The 15,344-nt window shown below is 64.9% G+C and carries 13 protein-coding genes; 4 read left to right on the plus strand and 9 right to left on the minus strand.

The features are described 5' to 3' along the window. Positions 1-252 precede the first annotated feature (252 nt). Both ACSFC5_RS02600 and ACSFC5_RS02605 read left to right on the plus strand, forming a co-directional pair. Complete coding sequence (locus tag ACSFC5_RS02600; RefSeq protein ID WP_440763706.1) at positions 253-1,374, plus strand: tRNA (guanine(26)-N(2))-dimethyltransferase; 1,122 nt, start codon at positions 253-255, stop codon at positions 1,372-1,374. Positions 1,375-1,585: 211 nt separating this feature from the next. After that, positions 1,586-2,902, plus strand: a complete 1,317-nt coding sequence (locus ACSFC5_RS02605) for a YihY/virulence factor BrkB family protein (RefSeq protein ID WP_440763707.1) — start codon at positions 1,586-1,588, stop codon at positions 2,900-2,902. Between the two features lie 92 nt (positions 2,903-2,994). Here ACSFC5_RS02605 and ACSFC5_RS02610 read toward each other — a convergent pair whose 3' ends face one another. The 6 genes from ACSFC5_RS02610 to ACSFC5_RS02635 all read right to left on the minus strand — a co-directional run bounded on the left by ACSFC5_RS02610 (position 2,995) and on the right by ACSFC5_RS02635 (position 9,042). Then, complete coding sequence (locus ACSFC5_RS02610) at positions 2,995-3,792, minus strand: alpha/beta fold hydrolase (RefSeq protein ID WP_440763708.1); 798 nt, start codon at positions 3,790-3,792, stop codon at positions 2,995-2,997. Between the two features lie 101 nt (positions 3,793-3,893). Next, positions 3,894-4,511 (minus strand): DUF8593 domain-containing protein, encoded by a 618-nt coding sequence (locus tag ACSFC5_RS02615; protein ID WP_440763709.1) that lies wholly within the window; start codon positions 4,509-4,511, stop codon positions 3,894-3,896. Positions 4,512-4,687: 176 nt separating this feature from the next. Then, positions 4,688-5,272 carry a DUF8593 domain-containing protein gene (locus ACSFC5_RS02620; RefSeq protein WP_440763710.1) on the minus strand — a complete coding sequence of 195 codons (585 nt, stop codon included), beginning with the start codon at positions 5,270-5,272 and terminating at the stop codon, positions 4,688-4,690. A 146-nt stretch (positions 5,273-5,418) separates the two neighbouring features. After that, positions 5,419-6,495: a Vms1/Ankzf1 family peptidyl-tRNA hydrolase gene (locus ACSFC5_RS02625; RefSeq protein WP_440763711.1), complete on the minus strand. Its 1,077-nt coding sequence runs from the start codon at positions 6,493-6,495 to the stop codon at positions 5,419-5,421. A gap of 190 nt (positions 6,496-6,685) precedes the next feature. Next, positions 6,686-7,861, minus strand: coding sequence for a Fic family protein (locus ACSFC5_RS02630; protein ID WP_440763712.1), 1,176 nt, complete (start codon positions 7,859-7,861; stop codon positions 6,686-6,688). 194 nt (positions 7,862-8,055) lie between these two features. Next, positions 8,056-9,042, minus strand: a complete 987-nt coding sequence (locus ACSFC5_RS02635) for a DMT family transporter (RefSeq protein WP_440763713.1) — start codon at positions 9,040-9,042, stop codon at positions 8,056-8,058. A 256-nt stretch (positions 9,043-9,298) separates the two neighbouring features. Between ACSFC5_RS02635 and ACSFC5_RS02640 the strand changes: the two genes are divergently transcribed. Next, a complete protein-coding gene (locus tag ACSFC5_RS02640) occupies positions 9,299-10,096 on the plus strand; it encodes a helix-turn-helix transcriptional regulator (RefSeq protein ID WP_440763714.1) in 798 nt (265 codons plus the stop codon). A 34-nt stretch (positions 10,097-10,130) separates the two neighbouring features. Here ACSFC5_RS02640 and ACSFC5_RS02645 read toward each other — a convergent pair whose 3' ends face one another. Next, complete coding sequence (locus tag ACSFC5_RS02645) at positions 10,131-11,729, minus strand: GMC family oxidoreductase (RefSeq protein ID WP_440763715.1); 1,599 nt, start codon at positions 11,727-11,729, stop codon at positions 10,131-10,133. A gap of 196 nt (positions 11,730-11,925) precedes the next feature. Further along, positions 11,926-13,434 (minus strand): cation:proton antiporter domain-containing protein, encoded by a 1,509-nt coding sequence (locus ACSFC5_RS02650; RefSeq protein ID WP_440763716.1) that lies wholly within the window; start codon positions 13,432-13,434, stop codon positions 11,926-11,928. Positions 13,435-13,454: 20 nt separating this feature from the next. Between ACSFC5_RS02650 and ACSFC5_RS02655 the strand changes: the two genes are divergently transcribed. Further along, the gene (locus ACSFC5_RS02655) at positions 13,455-13,682 is read left to right on the plus strand and encodes a hypothetical protein (RefSeq protein WP_440763717.1); all 228 of its coding nucleotides are present in this window, start codon (positions 13,455-13,457) and stop codon (positions 13,680-13,682) included. A 212-nt stretch (positions 13,683-13,894) separates the two neighbouring features. Here the strand turns inward: ACSFC5_RS02655 and ACSFC5_RS02660 are convergent, their stop codons facing one another. Then, on the minus strand, positions 13,895-15,235 hold the full coding sequence (locus ACSFC5_RS02660) for an FAD-dependent oxidoreductase (protein ID WP_440763718.1): 1,341 nt from the start codon (positions 15,233-15,235) through the stop codon (positions 13,895-13,897). Positions 15,236-15,344 lie beyond the last annotated feature (109 nt).

Genomic DNA, 15,344 nt, shown 5'->3' on the forward strand with positions numbered 1-15,344 from the left:
ATCCGGTCGGAAAATACTCCCCGAACTACCGGTGTGTCGTCGTAAGCGAGGGCTACTCCAGATAAGATGCAGTTCGGGGCGAGTGACGATAGTGAAAAACGGCCCGCAATCGGGAGCAGTGTTCTTCTCCGCGCTTTCGACCCCCACACCACACGGAAGGTGGCTGCAGGCGCACTCGCTCGAGAGATCGGTTTCGGGTCATAGACGCGCGGAGACCACACCGTTTTTCGCAATCGGCCGCCGACAGCCGGTATGCGCGTCACCGAGAGCGGGGTCGAACTCGAGGTCCCCGGCGAACAGACCGAGGGCGTCGAGGAGTCGGTGTTCTACAACCCGCGACAGGAGCTGAACCGGGATCTGACGATCGCCGCGCTGCGAGCTTTCCGCGAGCGCGAGAACCGCGCGGAGTCGTATCTCGACGCGATGGCCGCGAGCGGCATCCGCGGCGTTCGAGCGGCCGACGACGGCTGGCGGGCGACCTGCTGTGACATCGACGAAGACGCCGTCGACCTCGCGCGAGCGAACCTCGAGCGAAACGGTCTCGAGAACGGCTCGCGGGTCGAACACCGCAACGTCAACGCCCTCATGCACGAGGCGAAGTTCGACGTGATCGATCTCGATCCCTACGGGACCCCGATGCCATTCGCCGACGCCGCGTTCGCGCGCTGCCGGGATCTGGTCTGCGTGACGGCGACCGATACCGCGCCGCTGTGTGGGGCTCACTTCAACAGCGGCGTTCGCTCGTACTCGGCCGTTCCCAGAAACACGGACTATCACACCGAGATGGGTGTTCGGATTCTCCTCTCCGCGCTCGCTCGCAGCGCCGCCCGCTTCGACGTCGGCGTCGAACCGATCTTCACCCACGCGACGAGCCACTACGTCCGCACCTACCTCGAACTCGATCGGAAGCCGACGGCGGCCGACGCCGCCCTCGAGCAACTTGGCCACCTCTCGCACTGCGAGGACTGCCTCCACCGCGAGGCCGAACACGGCATGACAGCGGATCCCCTCGAGTCCTGTCCCAACTGCGGGAGCGAGCGGATCCTCGTCGCCGGTCCGATCTGGCTCGGCCCCTACCGCGACCGCGAGTTTACCGCCGAAATCCGCGAGCAGATTCCCGACGCGTTTGGGACCGCCGACAAGGGACGGGAGCTCTGCGAGACGATCGAGGCGGAACTCGACGTGCCGACCTACTACGATCAGCACAAACTGGCCAAGAGCTGGGGACTGCCGGCCAACGCGATGGACGACTTTCTGGCCGATCTCCGGGACGCGGGATACGACGCCTCGTTCACCCACTACGGCGGGACGACGTTCAAGTCGGACGCGAGCGTCGCCGAGATCTTCGAGGCGACCGAAGCCAACCTCGAGTAGCTCACTCGAGTCGGCGTACGGCCGAACGAGTCCGCACCCAGGACAACGAACGCCCTCGCGTGTCGACGCGTTCTCCATTCCGAGCGTTCCACGATAGCGACGGCGCCTGAAGCCTCGAGCGAATCTCGAGAGGAGACAAGACGGTTGTCTTCAGGCTGCAGGCCTGTGCCACACGACCACATATTGTGCTGGCTGCGGACAGTTCCGAGACGTGATCGATCGAAGACAGGGTCTCGAGTTCGCGACCGCCGCCGTGTGGCTCGCCCGGACCCAACAGCTGACGCTGCTAGCGGCCGGCGTCGCCTTCTATGGCTTCATCTCGCTCGTCCCGCTGATGTTGCTCGGACTGGGGATCGCGGCCTCGATCGGGGGGGAAACGCTCGCGAACCAGCTGACGGCAGCGGCCAGCGACGTCCTCACGCCGTCGGCACAGGAGGTCCTCGCCGACACGGTCCTCGACGATGCCGGGCGGCAGGGAGCCACCGTGTTCGGCGCGCTGGGGCTGTTGTGGGGCTCGAGTCGGGTCCTTCGTGGACTCGACCGGGCGTTCTCCCAGATCTACGGCACCGCGGCCTCGAAGTCGTTCGTCGACACCCTCTGGGACGCGATGATCGTCTTCCTCGTCATTTCGTTCGGCCTCGCGCTCGTCGCGGGCCTCGAGTTGCTCGTCCGGTTCGTTCCGTTTCTCGGCGTGAGCGTCGTCGGCCCGATACTCGTTATGCTCGGTCTGACGGTGACGTTCCTACCGCTGTACGTCGTCTTTCCGGATGCGAACGTCGGTCTCCAGGAAGCCATCCCCGGAACGATTTTCGCCGCCGTCGGCTGGTTCGTCCTGAGTCGCACGTTCGGGCTGTACGCCACCATTGCCGGCGATTACGCCCTCTACGGCGCGCTCGGCGCCGTCTTTCTCGTGCTCATCTGGCTGTACGTCGGCGCGATCATCCTCGTCTTCGGGGCCGTCGTCAACGCCGTCCTCGCCGACCGTGAGGTGGATCGGCAGCTACAAAGTCCCGGCGCACGACAGTTTTGGACAGAAGCGATGACCGACGACGCCACGGGTGCCGACGAGGGGGCGACCGACGACCAGGCAGGGACGGGTACGCAAACGGCGGAGACGGGCGCAAGCGCCCGCCGGAGCGCCCGAACTCGAGACCGATCCGACGACCCCGAAGCGCTCCGCGAGGAGATCGAGCGCCTGCGCGATCGGGTCGAGTCGTTCGAGGAGGGCGTCGAACGCCGAACCGTCAGGAAGGAGTCTCTCGAGAGCGAACTCAAACGCTACGTCCGTCGCAAGTACCGTCGCGGCCACGCTCGCGACTGGGGGCCGTACCTCGTCCTGTTGTACGGGACCGCGATGTCCGTCGCGGCGTTTTACTTCCTCTCGGGCGGCTGGGCCATCTTGGCGATGTTCGTCGTCTGGACCTCGACGCTGGGCGTCTACGCCCTGATGGTGCTGTTCGGTTTCGGGATCTCCGTGCTCGGGGTTCCCGGCCGGATCCGCGACGCGATCGGCGACCGACGCTCCTGAGTCGGCCGTCACCCGCACACCCGTTTTGCCGTCTCGTTGATCCTCGCTCGAGCCCGTTACGAGCCGCGACTCGCGGCTTCGAGCAGCATTCCTTACTGCGCCGGAACGACTCGCTGTCGGACGAAGTTCCGAACGCGAGACGTGTAGGTCTCCGGGCGATGAAGATTGCAGATGTGGCCGACGTCCGCGAGCACTTCGATGCGCCCGTCCGTGGCTGCAGCGGCGTGGTCGCGCTCGCCGCGGCGCATGATCTTGTCGCGTTCGCCGTTGAGAATCAGCGTCGGGCCGGGATACGTCGAGAGTTTTGCACGGAAGTCGACGCCCGCGACGTCCGGCCCCGCGTCGCCGAACTGCTTCGGGTAGATCCCCGCGTCGATGATCTCCCGCTTGACGTCCTCGGGGAGGTCCCGGTTGTTCACCCATCGTGCGCCGAGTCGTTCGACGACGCGCTTGCCGATATCGGGTTTCGTCGCGAGCCGAGAAATCGCCCCGGTAGCTCGCGTGAGCGTCTCCATGCCGCCGATCGGGTTCGCGCTGGAACCCGAGAGTACCAGTCCGTCGACGTCGCTGGGTCGGCGATATGCGTACTCCGTCGCGACGTAGCCGCCAAGCGAGAGGCCGACCAGCACCGCCGTCCCGTCAGTGTGGGTGTCGATGACGTCCTCGAGCAGGTCGATCGCGGGATCCATCCGGAACGTCTCGTCCGCGCGAACGCCGTGACCCGGGAGATCCGGGGCGACGACCCGGTACTCGTCGGCAAGCCCGCGAATCTGGGGCAGCCACAGCTTTCGCGTGAACATCGCACCGTGGACGAACACGATCGCCTGCCCGTCGTCCGGGCCGGCGACGTCGATACCATCGGGTCCGCCTTCCTCGCTGCGCCTGGACATAGCCGTCGTATTACGAGGTGCGACTTAGTTTCCCGGCCGGAACACACAACGGGTCCGGAACACGGCGACGAGGTCGATTGTCATCGATTCTTTGTGCGATCTCACTCGCGGTCGTCAGCGTCCGTTTCCTCTCCACGATCGCCTCGGCGTTCTTCGCGCCCGCCCTCCGGGTCGACCGACGCGTCGGTCGACCGGTGATCATCGGTCGGTTCGACGGCGGCGTCGGTTCGGGAACTGGTATCGCCGGGGTTGAACTCCGCTTCCGGCTCCTGTCCAGCCAGTTCGGTCGGATCGACCTCGAGCCCCCGATCCATCTCCCGTTCGTCGACCGAGCCCGAGTCGTCTCGACGCTCCTCGGCGACGTCGGTCTCCTCGAGACCGGCGGAACCGCCGGCGGGTTCGGTCGCCGGCTCCGATTCGTCCTCGTCGTCGCCGATTTCGACGGTCGGTTCGGAGTCGGCCGCGTCCCCGTCCGTCGGCAGGCCACCCTCGAGCCGGACCGCGTCGTCGGTGATCTCTTGAACGGCGTCGCTGCTCAGCGGCTGAGTCTCTTCGGCGACGCTGTCCCATCCGATCGAGGATTTGATGGAGTCGACGGCGTCGGTTTCCGGCCTGACATGGGCGATATCGCCCTCGACCGACGTGACGACGCCGAGCTCCTCGCCGGCGTCGTTCACGATGGGCTTACTGACCTCGTCGTCGGTAAACGTAGCACACATGCCTGAACTGACTCCCCGTCGAGATAAGCCGGTGGTGCCTGCAATCGTCAGGAAGTAGCGGACTCGCGGACTGGGCCGAACCGTCCCGGTATCGTGGACGGGCGGCTGCTCGTAACGTCCAGTTCGTCCTCGCAAACTGCGTCAAAAACGTGACCGACGATATTCGAATCGGGCGTTCAGTGATCGAGCCCGGGTTCCATGTAGACCGCCATGACGAGCGCGACGACCCCGAAGAACGCGACCAGCATGAGCCCGGCGGCGCCGGAGATGATGTTCAGTTCCGGACCGACGGCGAGCAGGTTCGTCCCCTCGTATCCGGCCCAGCCGAACGCCAGCGCGAGGAGGAACAGGACCCCCGAGACGACCGCGGCGCCGATCTGGAAGGTGGTGTTGAACGGACCGATGCCGCCCGACTCGCCGGTCGACTCGGTCGCGGCGGCTTCCGATCCGGTCGCGGCGCCGGCTCCGGCCGTCGATCCGTCGACCGACTCGGACGCCGTCGGGGTTGCCGCATCCGCCCTCGAGAACCCGTCTGAAAGGTGGACGCGCGTCTCTGAAATTTCCCGAACGTCGCTCTCATCGAGGATGAACGGACCGCCGAGCTCGCCCCAGTCGAAGCGGGCTTTGAGCTGGTCGACGACGTCGGGTGCCGGTTCGACGTGGGCACCCTCCGTTTCGATCGAGGCGACCGTTCCGATCACCTTTCCGTCGGTTCGTTCGACGGGCTTACCGACATCATCGTCGGTGAAAGTCGCACACATTAGTAATTCCACGGCCGGGAAAGCCCGTAAAGGCTCTGATTCGTCCCCGCCGTCTTCCCGCCGTTATCGGTGAACGTCGTCCGTACTGACGGGTCTCGGAGTGGGGTGATCACCGTACTCCGAGGCGGGACCCGATGGCTGACCGATCACTCGATCGGGAACCGCAACAGCGCGCCGACCCCGTCGAACGCCTCGACGAACCGATTCCCGTCGGGGAAGTCGTCCGGGACGACGACGGTTTCGCCGCCCTGTGCTTCCGTTCGGTCGCCGAACTCCTGAAGGTCGGCTCCCTCGAGGGCCGTCGAGAGCAACAGCGTCTCGACGGCGTCGTACTCGAGCGCGTCGTCGACCTCGTCGTGTCCGTAGGCGACGGGTTCGTCGTCGCCGATCCGCTCGAAGAACTCGTCGAGCGTCTCGGTGACGGCTTCGCGGTCCCGTTCCTCGATCGCCTCCTGTCCCTTCTCCGCGAGCTGGTGGAGCCCCTGCTGACTCGCGTACTCGACGGCGAACTCGCCGACGATTCGGTCCTCGAGTCGGTGGTCCAGTTCGGCTTCCTCCCGGAAGGTCTCGATGGTACCCGTCGTCCCGCCCAGGAGGACGCCGTCGACGGGGTCGTCGCCGAGGAACTGCCGGTCGGCGCGCTCGGCGACTTCGTCGAAGAACTCGCGTTTCTGCCGTTCGCGGTCGCGTTCGAACCGCTCGGCGGACTGGCCGCCGGCGCTCGACTTCCCGGGCACCTCGCTCTCGAAGGTGTCGATCGGCTCGACGCCCTCCTCGTCGAGCAGCCCTAACGCAGCGCCGCCACGTTCGACCACCAGCAGGCCGTGGGTCGACTCGGGTTCGGTGATCGCCTCGAGCGGCTCGAGGTCGAACTCGGTGGCGTGGCGGTAGACCGAGTCGTCGATGGAGACCGGCAGATCGTCGAAGACCGACGTGAGCAGGTCGCCGTCGGCGACTCCGGCGTAGATCGCCAGACCGTTGTCCGGAATCTCGTCGTACTCGTTCAACTCACTTCGGACGCTCTCTACGGCGTCGATGAGCGGTTTCGGGAACGACTGCTCGTCGAGTTGGCTCGCCTCCGCGTAGTCGGTCTCGACGGGCTGGCGGACCTCGCCGATCGACTCGTTGGGCGGAGCGGCGAGTGTGACGAGGATGTCGCGGTCGGCCGAGGCCGAAGAGAGTCGATTCAGTCGATCGTGGAGTTCGTAGTCCGAGAGTGACATGGATATCGTACTCGTAAATCTGGAAGTGAGTGCCGGCCACGCGGCGGAAGCTGCGTGTCGCGAGGCCGGCGAGTACCCCTGCTACGACCAGTGTCAGGTTGAGCGACCGGCCGGCGCACTCATGCAGAACGGGGCGCTCGAGTCGCGGCGTTCGTCGTCAGTAGCGATCACGTCGGCGCTCGAGCGAGGATCAGTACGTCCGCGGCGGTCGCTCGAGAATTTCGAAGATTTCCCGCGAACGATACTCCCGGTTGCGCTCCTTTCCAGTCGTCTCCTCGAGAATGCCGTCCTCCTCGAGTCGGTCGAGTGCCCGATAGGCGGTTGGACTGGCGACATCCAGTAACTCTTCGACGACGGCTGCAGTGAGATACGGTTGGTCGAAGAGTTTGCACGCAAGTCGCGCGTACGTGGCGGAGTCGTCGCCGTATTCGGCCTCGTACTCCCGTTGCAGGGTGTGCAACTCCTGTGAGCGCAACAGCGTCTCCTCGGCCTGCCGGCGGATCCCCGTCACGAAAAAGTCGATCCAGGCCTCCCACTCGCCGTACTTGCGGACGGCGTCCATACGGTCGACGTACGTCTGCTTGTAGCGATTGAAGTACTCGCTGAGATAGAGCGTCGGCCGCTCGAGGTAGCCGTCGTCGTACAACTGGAGTGTGACGAGCAACCGACCCAGACGACCGTTCCCGTCTCCGTACGGGTGAATCGTCTCGAACTGGTAGTGGGTGAGCGCGATATCGACGAGCGGATGATAGCTCCCGCCGGTTCGAACGTACGTCAGAAGGGCGTCCATGGGCCCGTCGACGGCGCTCGGCACGGGCGGAACGAACTCGCCTAAGTGATTCGGAACCGTCTTGAACGCGCCGAGGGTGTCCGTCTCCCGTCGGTCGTCCGGAACGCCGCCGAGGAGCGTTTCGTGGAGGGTGTGAAGGAGATCGATCGAGATTCCGTCACCGCGCTCGAGCGCCTCGATCCCGTCCTCAAGCGCCCGTTCGTAGTTGAGAACTTCTTGCACGTCTTTCGTTTCGTCCGCCGCCGGAGCCCTCTTCCTATCTGACCCTCCAGTGCCGAGCGATCGGGTCTCGAAACTGTAGAGCGCGTTGTAGTCGATATCGGCACCCTCGATCTCGGACGACTCCATCGCTTCCTTCCGGAGCAACGAGGTGTACAGAACGGGGGCGAAATCGGTCGTCAGACCGAATCCACTGAGCTTTCCGAGCCAGAAGGTCGCCTCCGAGAGCGTCTCGTAGAACTCTGTATCGAGTTCCAATTCGGTATCCGGGGGGAGCGGATCCGGACTATAATACGGCCGCTGTCCGTACGGGACGAGCTGTCCGGGCGCATCGTCGGCTAACTCTCGCAGCACCATTCGTAACTACGAACGTATACGAACTCCCAGTAGTTAAATCCACCTTACTGAATGTAACTAAGGGGTGGCATATTCGGAGTCGCATTCATTTTGTGCCGTCTAACGAGAATACGTCCGTCCCGGATAGCAGACGGTTACGGACGAGTAGTCGGTTCGTAGCTGCGACGTTTCGATACGGGATCTGACGGTGTCGATCAGTCGGATCGGTAGCCGCGCGGTTCCTCCCTCGCTGCCGACTCTTCGACAGCCGGCGTGCTGACGACCCACTCGGGCAGCAGCGACCGGACGTCGCTCGACTCGCTGCCGATGACGGCGAAGCCGGCGAAGATCGTCAGGAAGCCGACGACCGCGAGGGGAGCGATGGTCTCGCCGAGCAGCGCCCAGCCGCCGATCGTCGAGACGACCGGGACGACGTAGAAGACCAGGTTGGCCTGGGTCGCGCCGGTCGACTCGAGCAGCCCGAAGTAGGCGATGTACGCGAGGACGCCGGCGACGAGGCTGACGTAGGCGAGTGCGACGAGCGCTTCCGTCGTCCACGCGATCGATCCCATCGACTCGCCGGTCGACCAGGCGAGGCCGTGACTGAGCGCCGCGGCGATGGGCAGTCCCCACGCGATGCGGACGGTGCTCGAGAGCGTGGCGTTCCCACCGGAGCGGCGGATGAGCACGGCTCCCAGTGCGGCGCTTGCGGCACCGGCGAACAGAATTGCGCGGCCGAGCGCGTCGCCGCCGACCAGCATCGCGGGATCGGGGCTGACCACGAGTGCGACGCCGGCGAGGCCGAGGACCATCCCGAACGCGCCGCGAGTCGAGAGACGCTCGTTCGAGAGGAGCACGGCCGCAAAGACCGGCGTCAGGATCGGGTTGAGGCTGAAGACGATCGCGCCGACCGCGCTGGTGGCGTACTGCTGGCCGACGAACAGGAGCGCGTTCGAGAGACCGATTACGAGGCCGCCGGTCGCGAGGATGCCGACCACGTCGCCGCGCGTCCGGGGCCGAAGCTCCTCGACCGAGGCGGTGAGCGCGACGTAGCCCAGCATGACGAGCGCCGCGACATCGAACCGAATCGCGACGAACAACAGCGGCGGGAAGTACTCCAAACCGGCCTTCGCGGCGACGAACGTCCCGCCGAAGAAGATACTCGAGAGGAGGAAGTAGACGGCCGTTCGGCGATCGATCACGGTCTCACCTCAGTTGGGAGCGTGCGCGTCGGGAGTACCGAGAGCGCGCCGCGCGTCGTGGAGGAACTCATCTTAGATACGGGTACGGGTCCGGCGCATATAGTTTAATTCAGAAAATATTTCACGCGAGGAAACGAAATAGTGACGGGAAAATCGAACTCACCGGGAAACTCGTTACTGTTTGTGCCATCTTTTCATGTTATGAGATTATTTCATGGTGCGAAAACACTATCAGGGACCGGCCGAATAGATCCGTATGGAATCGGCACTCGAGGAGATCGAGTTCCTCGCACTCTCGGCGAACCGCGTCGAGGTATTGGGACTGCTCGCGGCGGAGGGACACAGTCGGAACGAACTGGCCGCGGAGACGGGAGCGTCACAGGCCACGCTCGGACGGATTTTAAACGACTTTCGGGAACGGTCGTGGATCGACCGCGAGGGCAGCGAGTACGTCGCGACCGCGACCGGCCGACTCGTCGCGTCGGGCTTTACCGACCTCCGGGAGATCATCGAGACCGAACAGCGCCTTCGCGGCGTCGTCGAGTACCTGCCGACCGCCGAGATGACGTTCGACTTGAAGCGACTCTCCGACGCGACCATTACGATGCCGACCCAGACGCGGCCGAACGCACCGCTGTCGCGCCTGCTCGAGTTGCTCGAGACCGCCGACGAGGTGTGGACGGTCTCGCACGCATTCAACGAACAGACGCTGACGGTCGTCCAGAAACGGGCCGAAACCGACGAGCAGACGTTCAGAGGCGTCTTTTCTCGGAGCGCAATCGACGCGCTCGCGGCCGACACGGAGCTTCGGAATCGACTCGAGGATTTGCTCGCCGCCGACGACGCCTCGGTTCGGGTTCGCAACGGGAGCGTCCCGCTCGCGGTCATGCTCCTCGACGAGGTCGTCTACATGCTCGTTCGGGACGAGCAAGGCGTCCTGCGGGCCTCGATCGACACCGACGACGAGGTCGTTCGCTCGTGGGCGCGGAAGACGGTCGAGGACTACTGGGAGCGCGCCGAGGCGCTCGAGGACGCCGGCGTGTCCCTCGAGTGAACCCCAGTACGAGTCGAAAATACGATGCGATCGATCAGCGACGGTCCGCTCGAATGTCGTCGGCCGCTTTCTCGGCGATCATCGTCGTCGGCGCGTCCGTGTTTCCGCTCGTGATCGTCGGCATGATTGAGGCGTCGACGACGCGCAGTCCCTCGAGCCCGCGGACCCGCAACTGATCGTCGACGACGGCCATCTCGCCGTCGCCCATCTTGCAGGTTCCGACGGGGTGATACAGGGTTTCGGCGGTCTCGCGGATGTACTCGGTCAGTTCCGCGTCGCTCTCGACGTCCGATCCCGGCAACACCTCCTCGCCGCGATAGTCGTCGAACGGTTCGGCCTGCAGGACCTTCCGGACCAGTTTGATCCCCTCGAGTAGAATCTCGAGGTCGTCGCCCTCGGTGAGATACTGGGGATCGATGACCGGCTCGTCGAAGGGGTCGGACGAACGGAGCGAGATTCGGCCGCGGCTGTCGGGTCGCAGTCGGAGCGCGCCGAGCGAGAAGCCGTGGCCTGCGGGGTTGTCAAACCCGTGTTCGACGAAGTACGTCGGCCCGAAGTGGAACTGGATCTCGGGCACCTCGGCGTCCTCGGAAACGGTCGTGAATCCGCCGGCCTCCGCGATGTTCGAGGTCAGCGGCCCCGTTTTCCGGAGCAGGTATCTGAGCGTGTTCCACAGCGAGTCCGCGTCGGCCAGCGTAATCGCCTTCGTTGACTCGTAGTTGACGCCGACCTGCAGGTGATCCTGGAGGTTCCGGCCGACGCCGGGGAGGTCCTCGACGACGGGGATCTCGTGCTCGGCGAGGTGGTCGGCCGGGCCGACGCCGGAGCACAGGAGGAGGTGAGGCGAGTTGATCGCGCCGGCGGAGAGGATCACCTCTTCGGTCGCCTCGACCGTCGCGGAACGACCGCTAGCGTCGTCGCGGGCGTACTCGACGCCGACGGCTTCGCGGCCGTCGAACCGAACGTTGGTCACTCGCGCACCGGTCACGGCAGTCAGGTTCGACCGGTCGAGGACCGGTTTCAGATAGGCATCCGCCGCGCTGTGTCGCTCGCCGCCCTTCTGGGTCACCTGATAGTAGCCGACGCCAGATTGGTCGCCGGCGTTGAAGTCCTCGTTGTACGGAAATCCGACCGACTGCCCGGCCTCGAGAAACGCCTCGGTGAGTTCGTTCGGCGATCGAAGGTCGGCCACGTTTCGCGGGCCGCCGATCCCGCGGTACTTCGAGGAGCCGCGCTCGTTGTGTTCGGCGCGTTTGAAGTACGGCAGTACGTCCTCGTACGCCCAGCCCTCGTTGCCCAGTTCGGCCCAGCGGTCGTAATCCTCGGGCTGGCCGCGGATATAGATCATCGCGTTGATCGAACTCGAGCCGCCCAGCGTCTTCCCGCGGGGCCAGTACAGTTCCCGGTTGTGTAGTTCCGACTGCGGTTCCGTGTAGTACGCCCAATCGACCGCCGACTCGAACAGTTCCGAGAACGCCGCCGGCACGCCGATCTCTCGGTTCTCGTCGGGCTCGCCGGCCTCGAGCAACAGCACCTCGGCGCCGCCGTCGGCCGACAGCCTGTTCGCGAGCACGCAGCCGGCCGGTCCCGCACCGACGATCACGTAGTCGTAGGCTCTCCCGTCCACGGACATGTTGGGTTATCACATAGCACGGGGGTGCTATAGTCGTGTCCCCGTGTTTCGCTCACGGATAGTGGATCCCGGCGTTCGTCGTCCGCTCCGACCTGACGACGGTCCGAGGAATCCGTAGCCGACTGCGGGTTGCTGTCCGGGGTGGGCCGATGATCTCACGGAATCGAACCGTTCGTACCGGGCTGTCGAGCGCGGATCAGTTGTCGCCCGGCGTCTCGAAGTGGCTGCGACCGCGTTCGACGAACCCCTCGCGAGAGAGATCGCCCTCGAGCAGCGCCTCGAGGTCGCCGCCAACGCGTTCGGCGGCGATCGTGTCCGGATAGATGATACCGTCCGCACCGCGCTCGAGGAACTCGGCGGCCGTCTCGGTCGCGTCTACGCGAACGATCCGCGGCACGTCGCTCTCGAGGTCGACGACCGCCTCGCTTCGGTCGTGCTCCGGCGTCAGCGAGACGACGAGCGCGGCGTCCTCGAGTCGCGCCAGCTCCCAGACGCGTTCGTTCGAGACGTCGCCGTAGACGTAGTTGTCGCACTCCTCGCGGATCGCCTCGAACAGGACGGGGTTGTCCTCCACGACGAGCGTCGGCCGATCGAGGAACGAGCACGCGTCGAGGACCCGCCGGCCGCCGTGTTCGAAGTCGACGATGATGACGTGGTCTTCGAGTTCCTCGGAAACCTGCGTGCGGTCGCCCAGCGGCTCACCGAGAAGCCGAATCAGGCCGCGCTCGCGCAGCCAGCGATTGATCGCGCCGGCGTGACGACCCGTGTACGTCGCGACGATCATCGTGACGGCGGCCGCGAGGACGATCGCGTCGAACACTGGGGGTGCGATCTGATCGGCCGCGAACGCCTCGAGCGCGATGAAGAGGCTGAAGATGCTCACCTGATCGAGCGTGAGACCGGTCAGGATTGCCGTTCGGCCGTCGAATCCGCTTCTGAGCAGGATGAAGGCGACGAGCAGCGGGTTGAGAATCAGGATCGCGACGACCAGCGTGAGGGTGTAACCGATCGACTCGAGCGAGTGGGGGTAGTCGTCGGCGATGGCGATGCCGGCGGCGAACGCGCCGACGACGATCGAGAGGTCGGCCGCCTCGGCGAGCGCGATGAACCCGACGACGAAGGAGATGCCGAGCAGCATCATCACCTCCGGATCGCCCCGGAGCCGCGCGGTCAGCCGGTGGAAGAGCAGATACCGAATCCCGAGTGCGAGCGCGAACAGGCCGCCACCGACGGCGATCTGCTCCCAGGCGGGAGCCGCCGCGTAGACGAACGCGCTCAGCCCGAGCACGACCAGCACGCCGAGGAGGTCCTCCGTGAAGTGGATCGATTCGGCCAGCCGTTCGTACGTCGGCCGGGCGCCGTTCTCGTCGTCCAAGTAACTGGTCGCCACGAGCGACGAACTCAACGCGGCGGCGATTCCCAGGTAGCCGGCGTTCAACGGATCGAGCCCGAACGCGAGCCCCGCGCCGAACGCCAGCGCGCTGACGATCGACGCCTGCAGGAGTCCGACGGTGACGCTGATCCGTCCCGTCGATCGGAACGCCTCCACGTCGACGTGGATCCCGAAGAGGAAGACGAGGAAGGCGATCCCCCACTGTGCGAGGTCGAGCAGTTGCGTCTCATCGATCGCCGCCCCGGCCAGCGCTCCCGCGAGCAGGTAAAACGGGATCACCGAGAGTCCCTTCTGGGCGGCGACGAGCAGCAAGACGGCTGGCGAGGACGAAGATGAGCGTCAGCGCGAACAGGATCTCATACATCGGCATCACCTCCGGTCGTGTCGGCGTCGTCAGATCGCTTCGAGCCGCCGGATCCGGCTGCGTCACCGGCGTCGTACCGTGCGTCTTCACCACCGAGGTCGACCGTCTCGTCCGCTCGCTGCGAGCGATCTCGAGCCCGCGCGTTCAGTTCCTCGAGCCGGCGTTCGAACGCCTCGCGGTCGATCTGGCGGCGTAGCTGAGGACGGCCGCGGCCACGATGAGCAACGCAAAATCCGTTGCCAGTGCGATTCCTCCGAGAGACACTGTCCAACCGATATCGTAGTTGCGACGACTCGACGCCGTTCAAATCGGGATACCCGATACTGTCGGAAAAGCGTTGGCGCTGCACATATCTCGCGTGAAAACGGGGAGTACGCCGGTTCCGTCTCTCGAGAAACCGTCGATCGTTTACGCCGCGCGCGGGAAGTTGTCGATCGTTTCCGCGCGGAACGCCTCCTCGTCGAACTCGTACTCGCCGTCGAGGAACTCGAGGACCTGCTGTGTGTCCTGACGTGCGTTTTTCAGACACGTCGACGCGCCGGGCGACGGCGTGATGTTGAAGATGATATCGTCGCCAACGAGTTTCGCCTCGCCCATGTCGAGGGACTTTGTCTTCGTGTCGACGATCTGGGGACGGACGCCGCCGTACCCTTTGGCGCGCTGGATGTCCTCGAGTTCGACGCTCGGGACGACCTTCTGGACGTGAGGGAGGAACTGCCGTCGGCCGATCTCGGGGACGTCGTAGACGAGATTTCTGAGGACATAGGGCAGAAGGATACGGTCGGAGAGAATGTTCCCGTAGCTGAGAAACGCCGCCGCGTTCAGTCCGAACACGTCGAGGAAGTCCTTCACGGTCGAGATGCGGCCGCGCTCGAGCGTCGGAACGAGTTTCGCGGTCGGCCCGAATCGGGTGACGCTGGGGTCGTGGACGTCGGCGTCGCCGTGAACCGCGGCGAACGGCAGTTTCTTCATTTGGAGCGTGTACACCTTCCCGTTCAGGAGATCGTCCGCGAGGAAGAAGCTCCCGGCGATGGGGAGCAACACTTTGTCCTGCCCGTAGCCGAGTTCCTTCGCGATCTGGAGGCTGTGCGAACCGGCGGCGACGACGGTCGTGTCGCAGTCGAACCGCCCGTTGTTCGTCTCGATCGTGTAGCCGTCGAGCGTGGGCGTGATATCTTTGACTTCGGTGCCGGTGAAGACGTCCACGTTCGGTTCCTCGTCAGCCTGCTCGACGAGCGAGCGCGTCGTCTCGCCGTAGTCGACGACGTAGCCGTCCGAGGTCTGGAGCGCGAGCATCTCCTTCGAGGGATCGCGACCCTCGACGACCTTCGGTTCGATCTCCGCGATCTCCTCGCGGCCGATCGCTCGAAGTTTCGGGAAGAGGTCGCCGAACCCCTCCTCCTCGTACCGGCGCTCGAGCTGGTCGACCTCCTCGTCGCCGACCCCGAGCACCATCTTGCTCCGTTTGTCGTGCATCTCCCGATCGGGGTCGTGGTTCTCCAGATAGCCCGCGAGAAGCTCCGCACCTTCCTTGACGTCTTCGGCCTTCTCGAGCGTGTAGTTCGTCTCGATGTCTCCGAAGTGGAGCGTCTGGGAGTTGTTCGTGTGATCCGTGTTGATCGCCGCGATTGACGGCTCCTTCTCGATCAGCGCGATGGAGTCGATGTCCGAGAACTTTGCCGTCGTGTACAGAAGGGAGGCCCCACTGATCCCGCCACCGACGATAACGAGGTCGTATTTGCCAGACATGATTGGTTCTGTTATATACCCTACCCGGACCTCGCGACTCCGCACAGATAACTCATATTTTTTCGAACGAGTTTTCGATAATCGACGAACGGGGTATCGACACGGCAAT

Origin of the sequence: Natronorubrum marinum (genome assembly GCF_052040125.1) — an archaeon.
Lineage (GTDB): Archaea > Halobacteriota > Halobacteria > Halobacteriales > Natrialbaceae > Natronorubrum.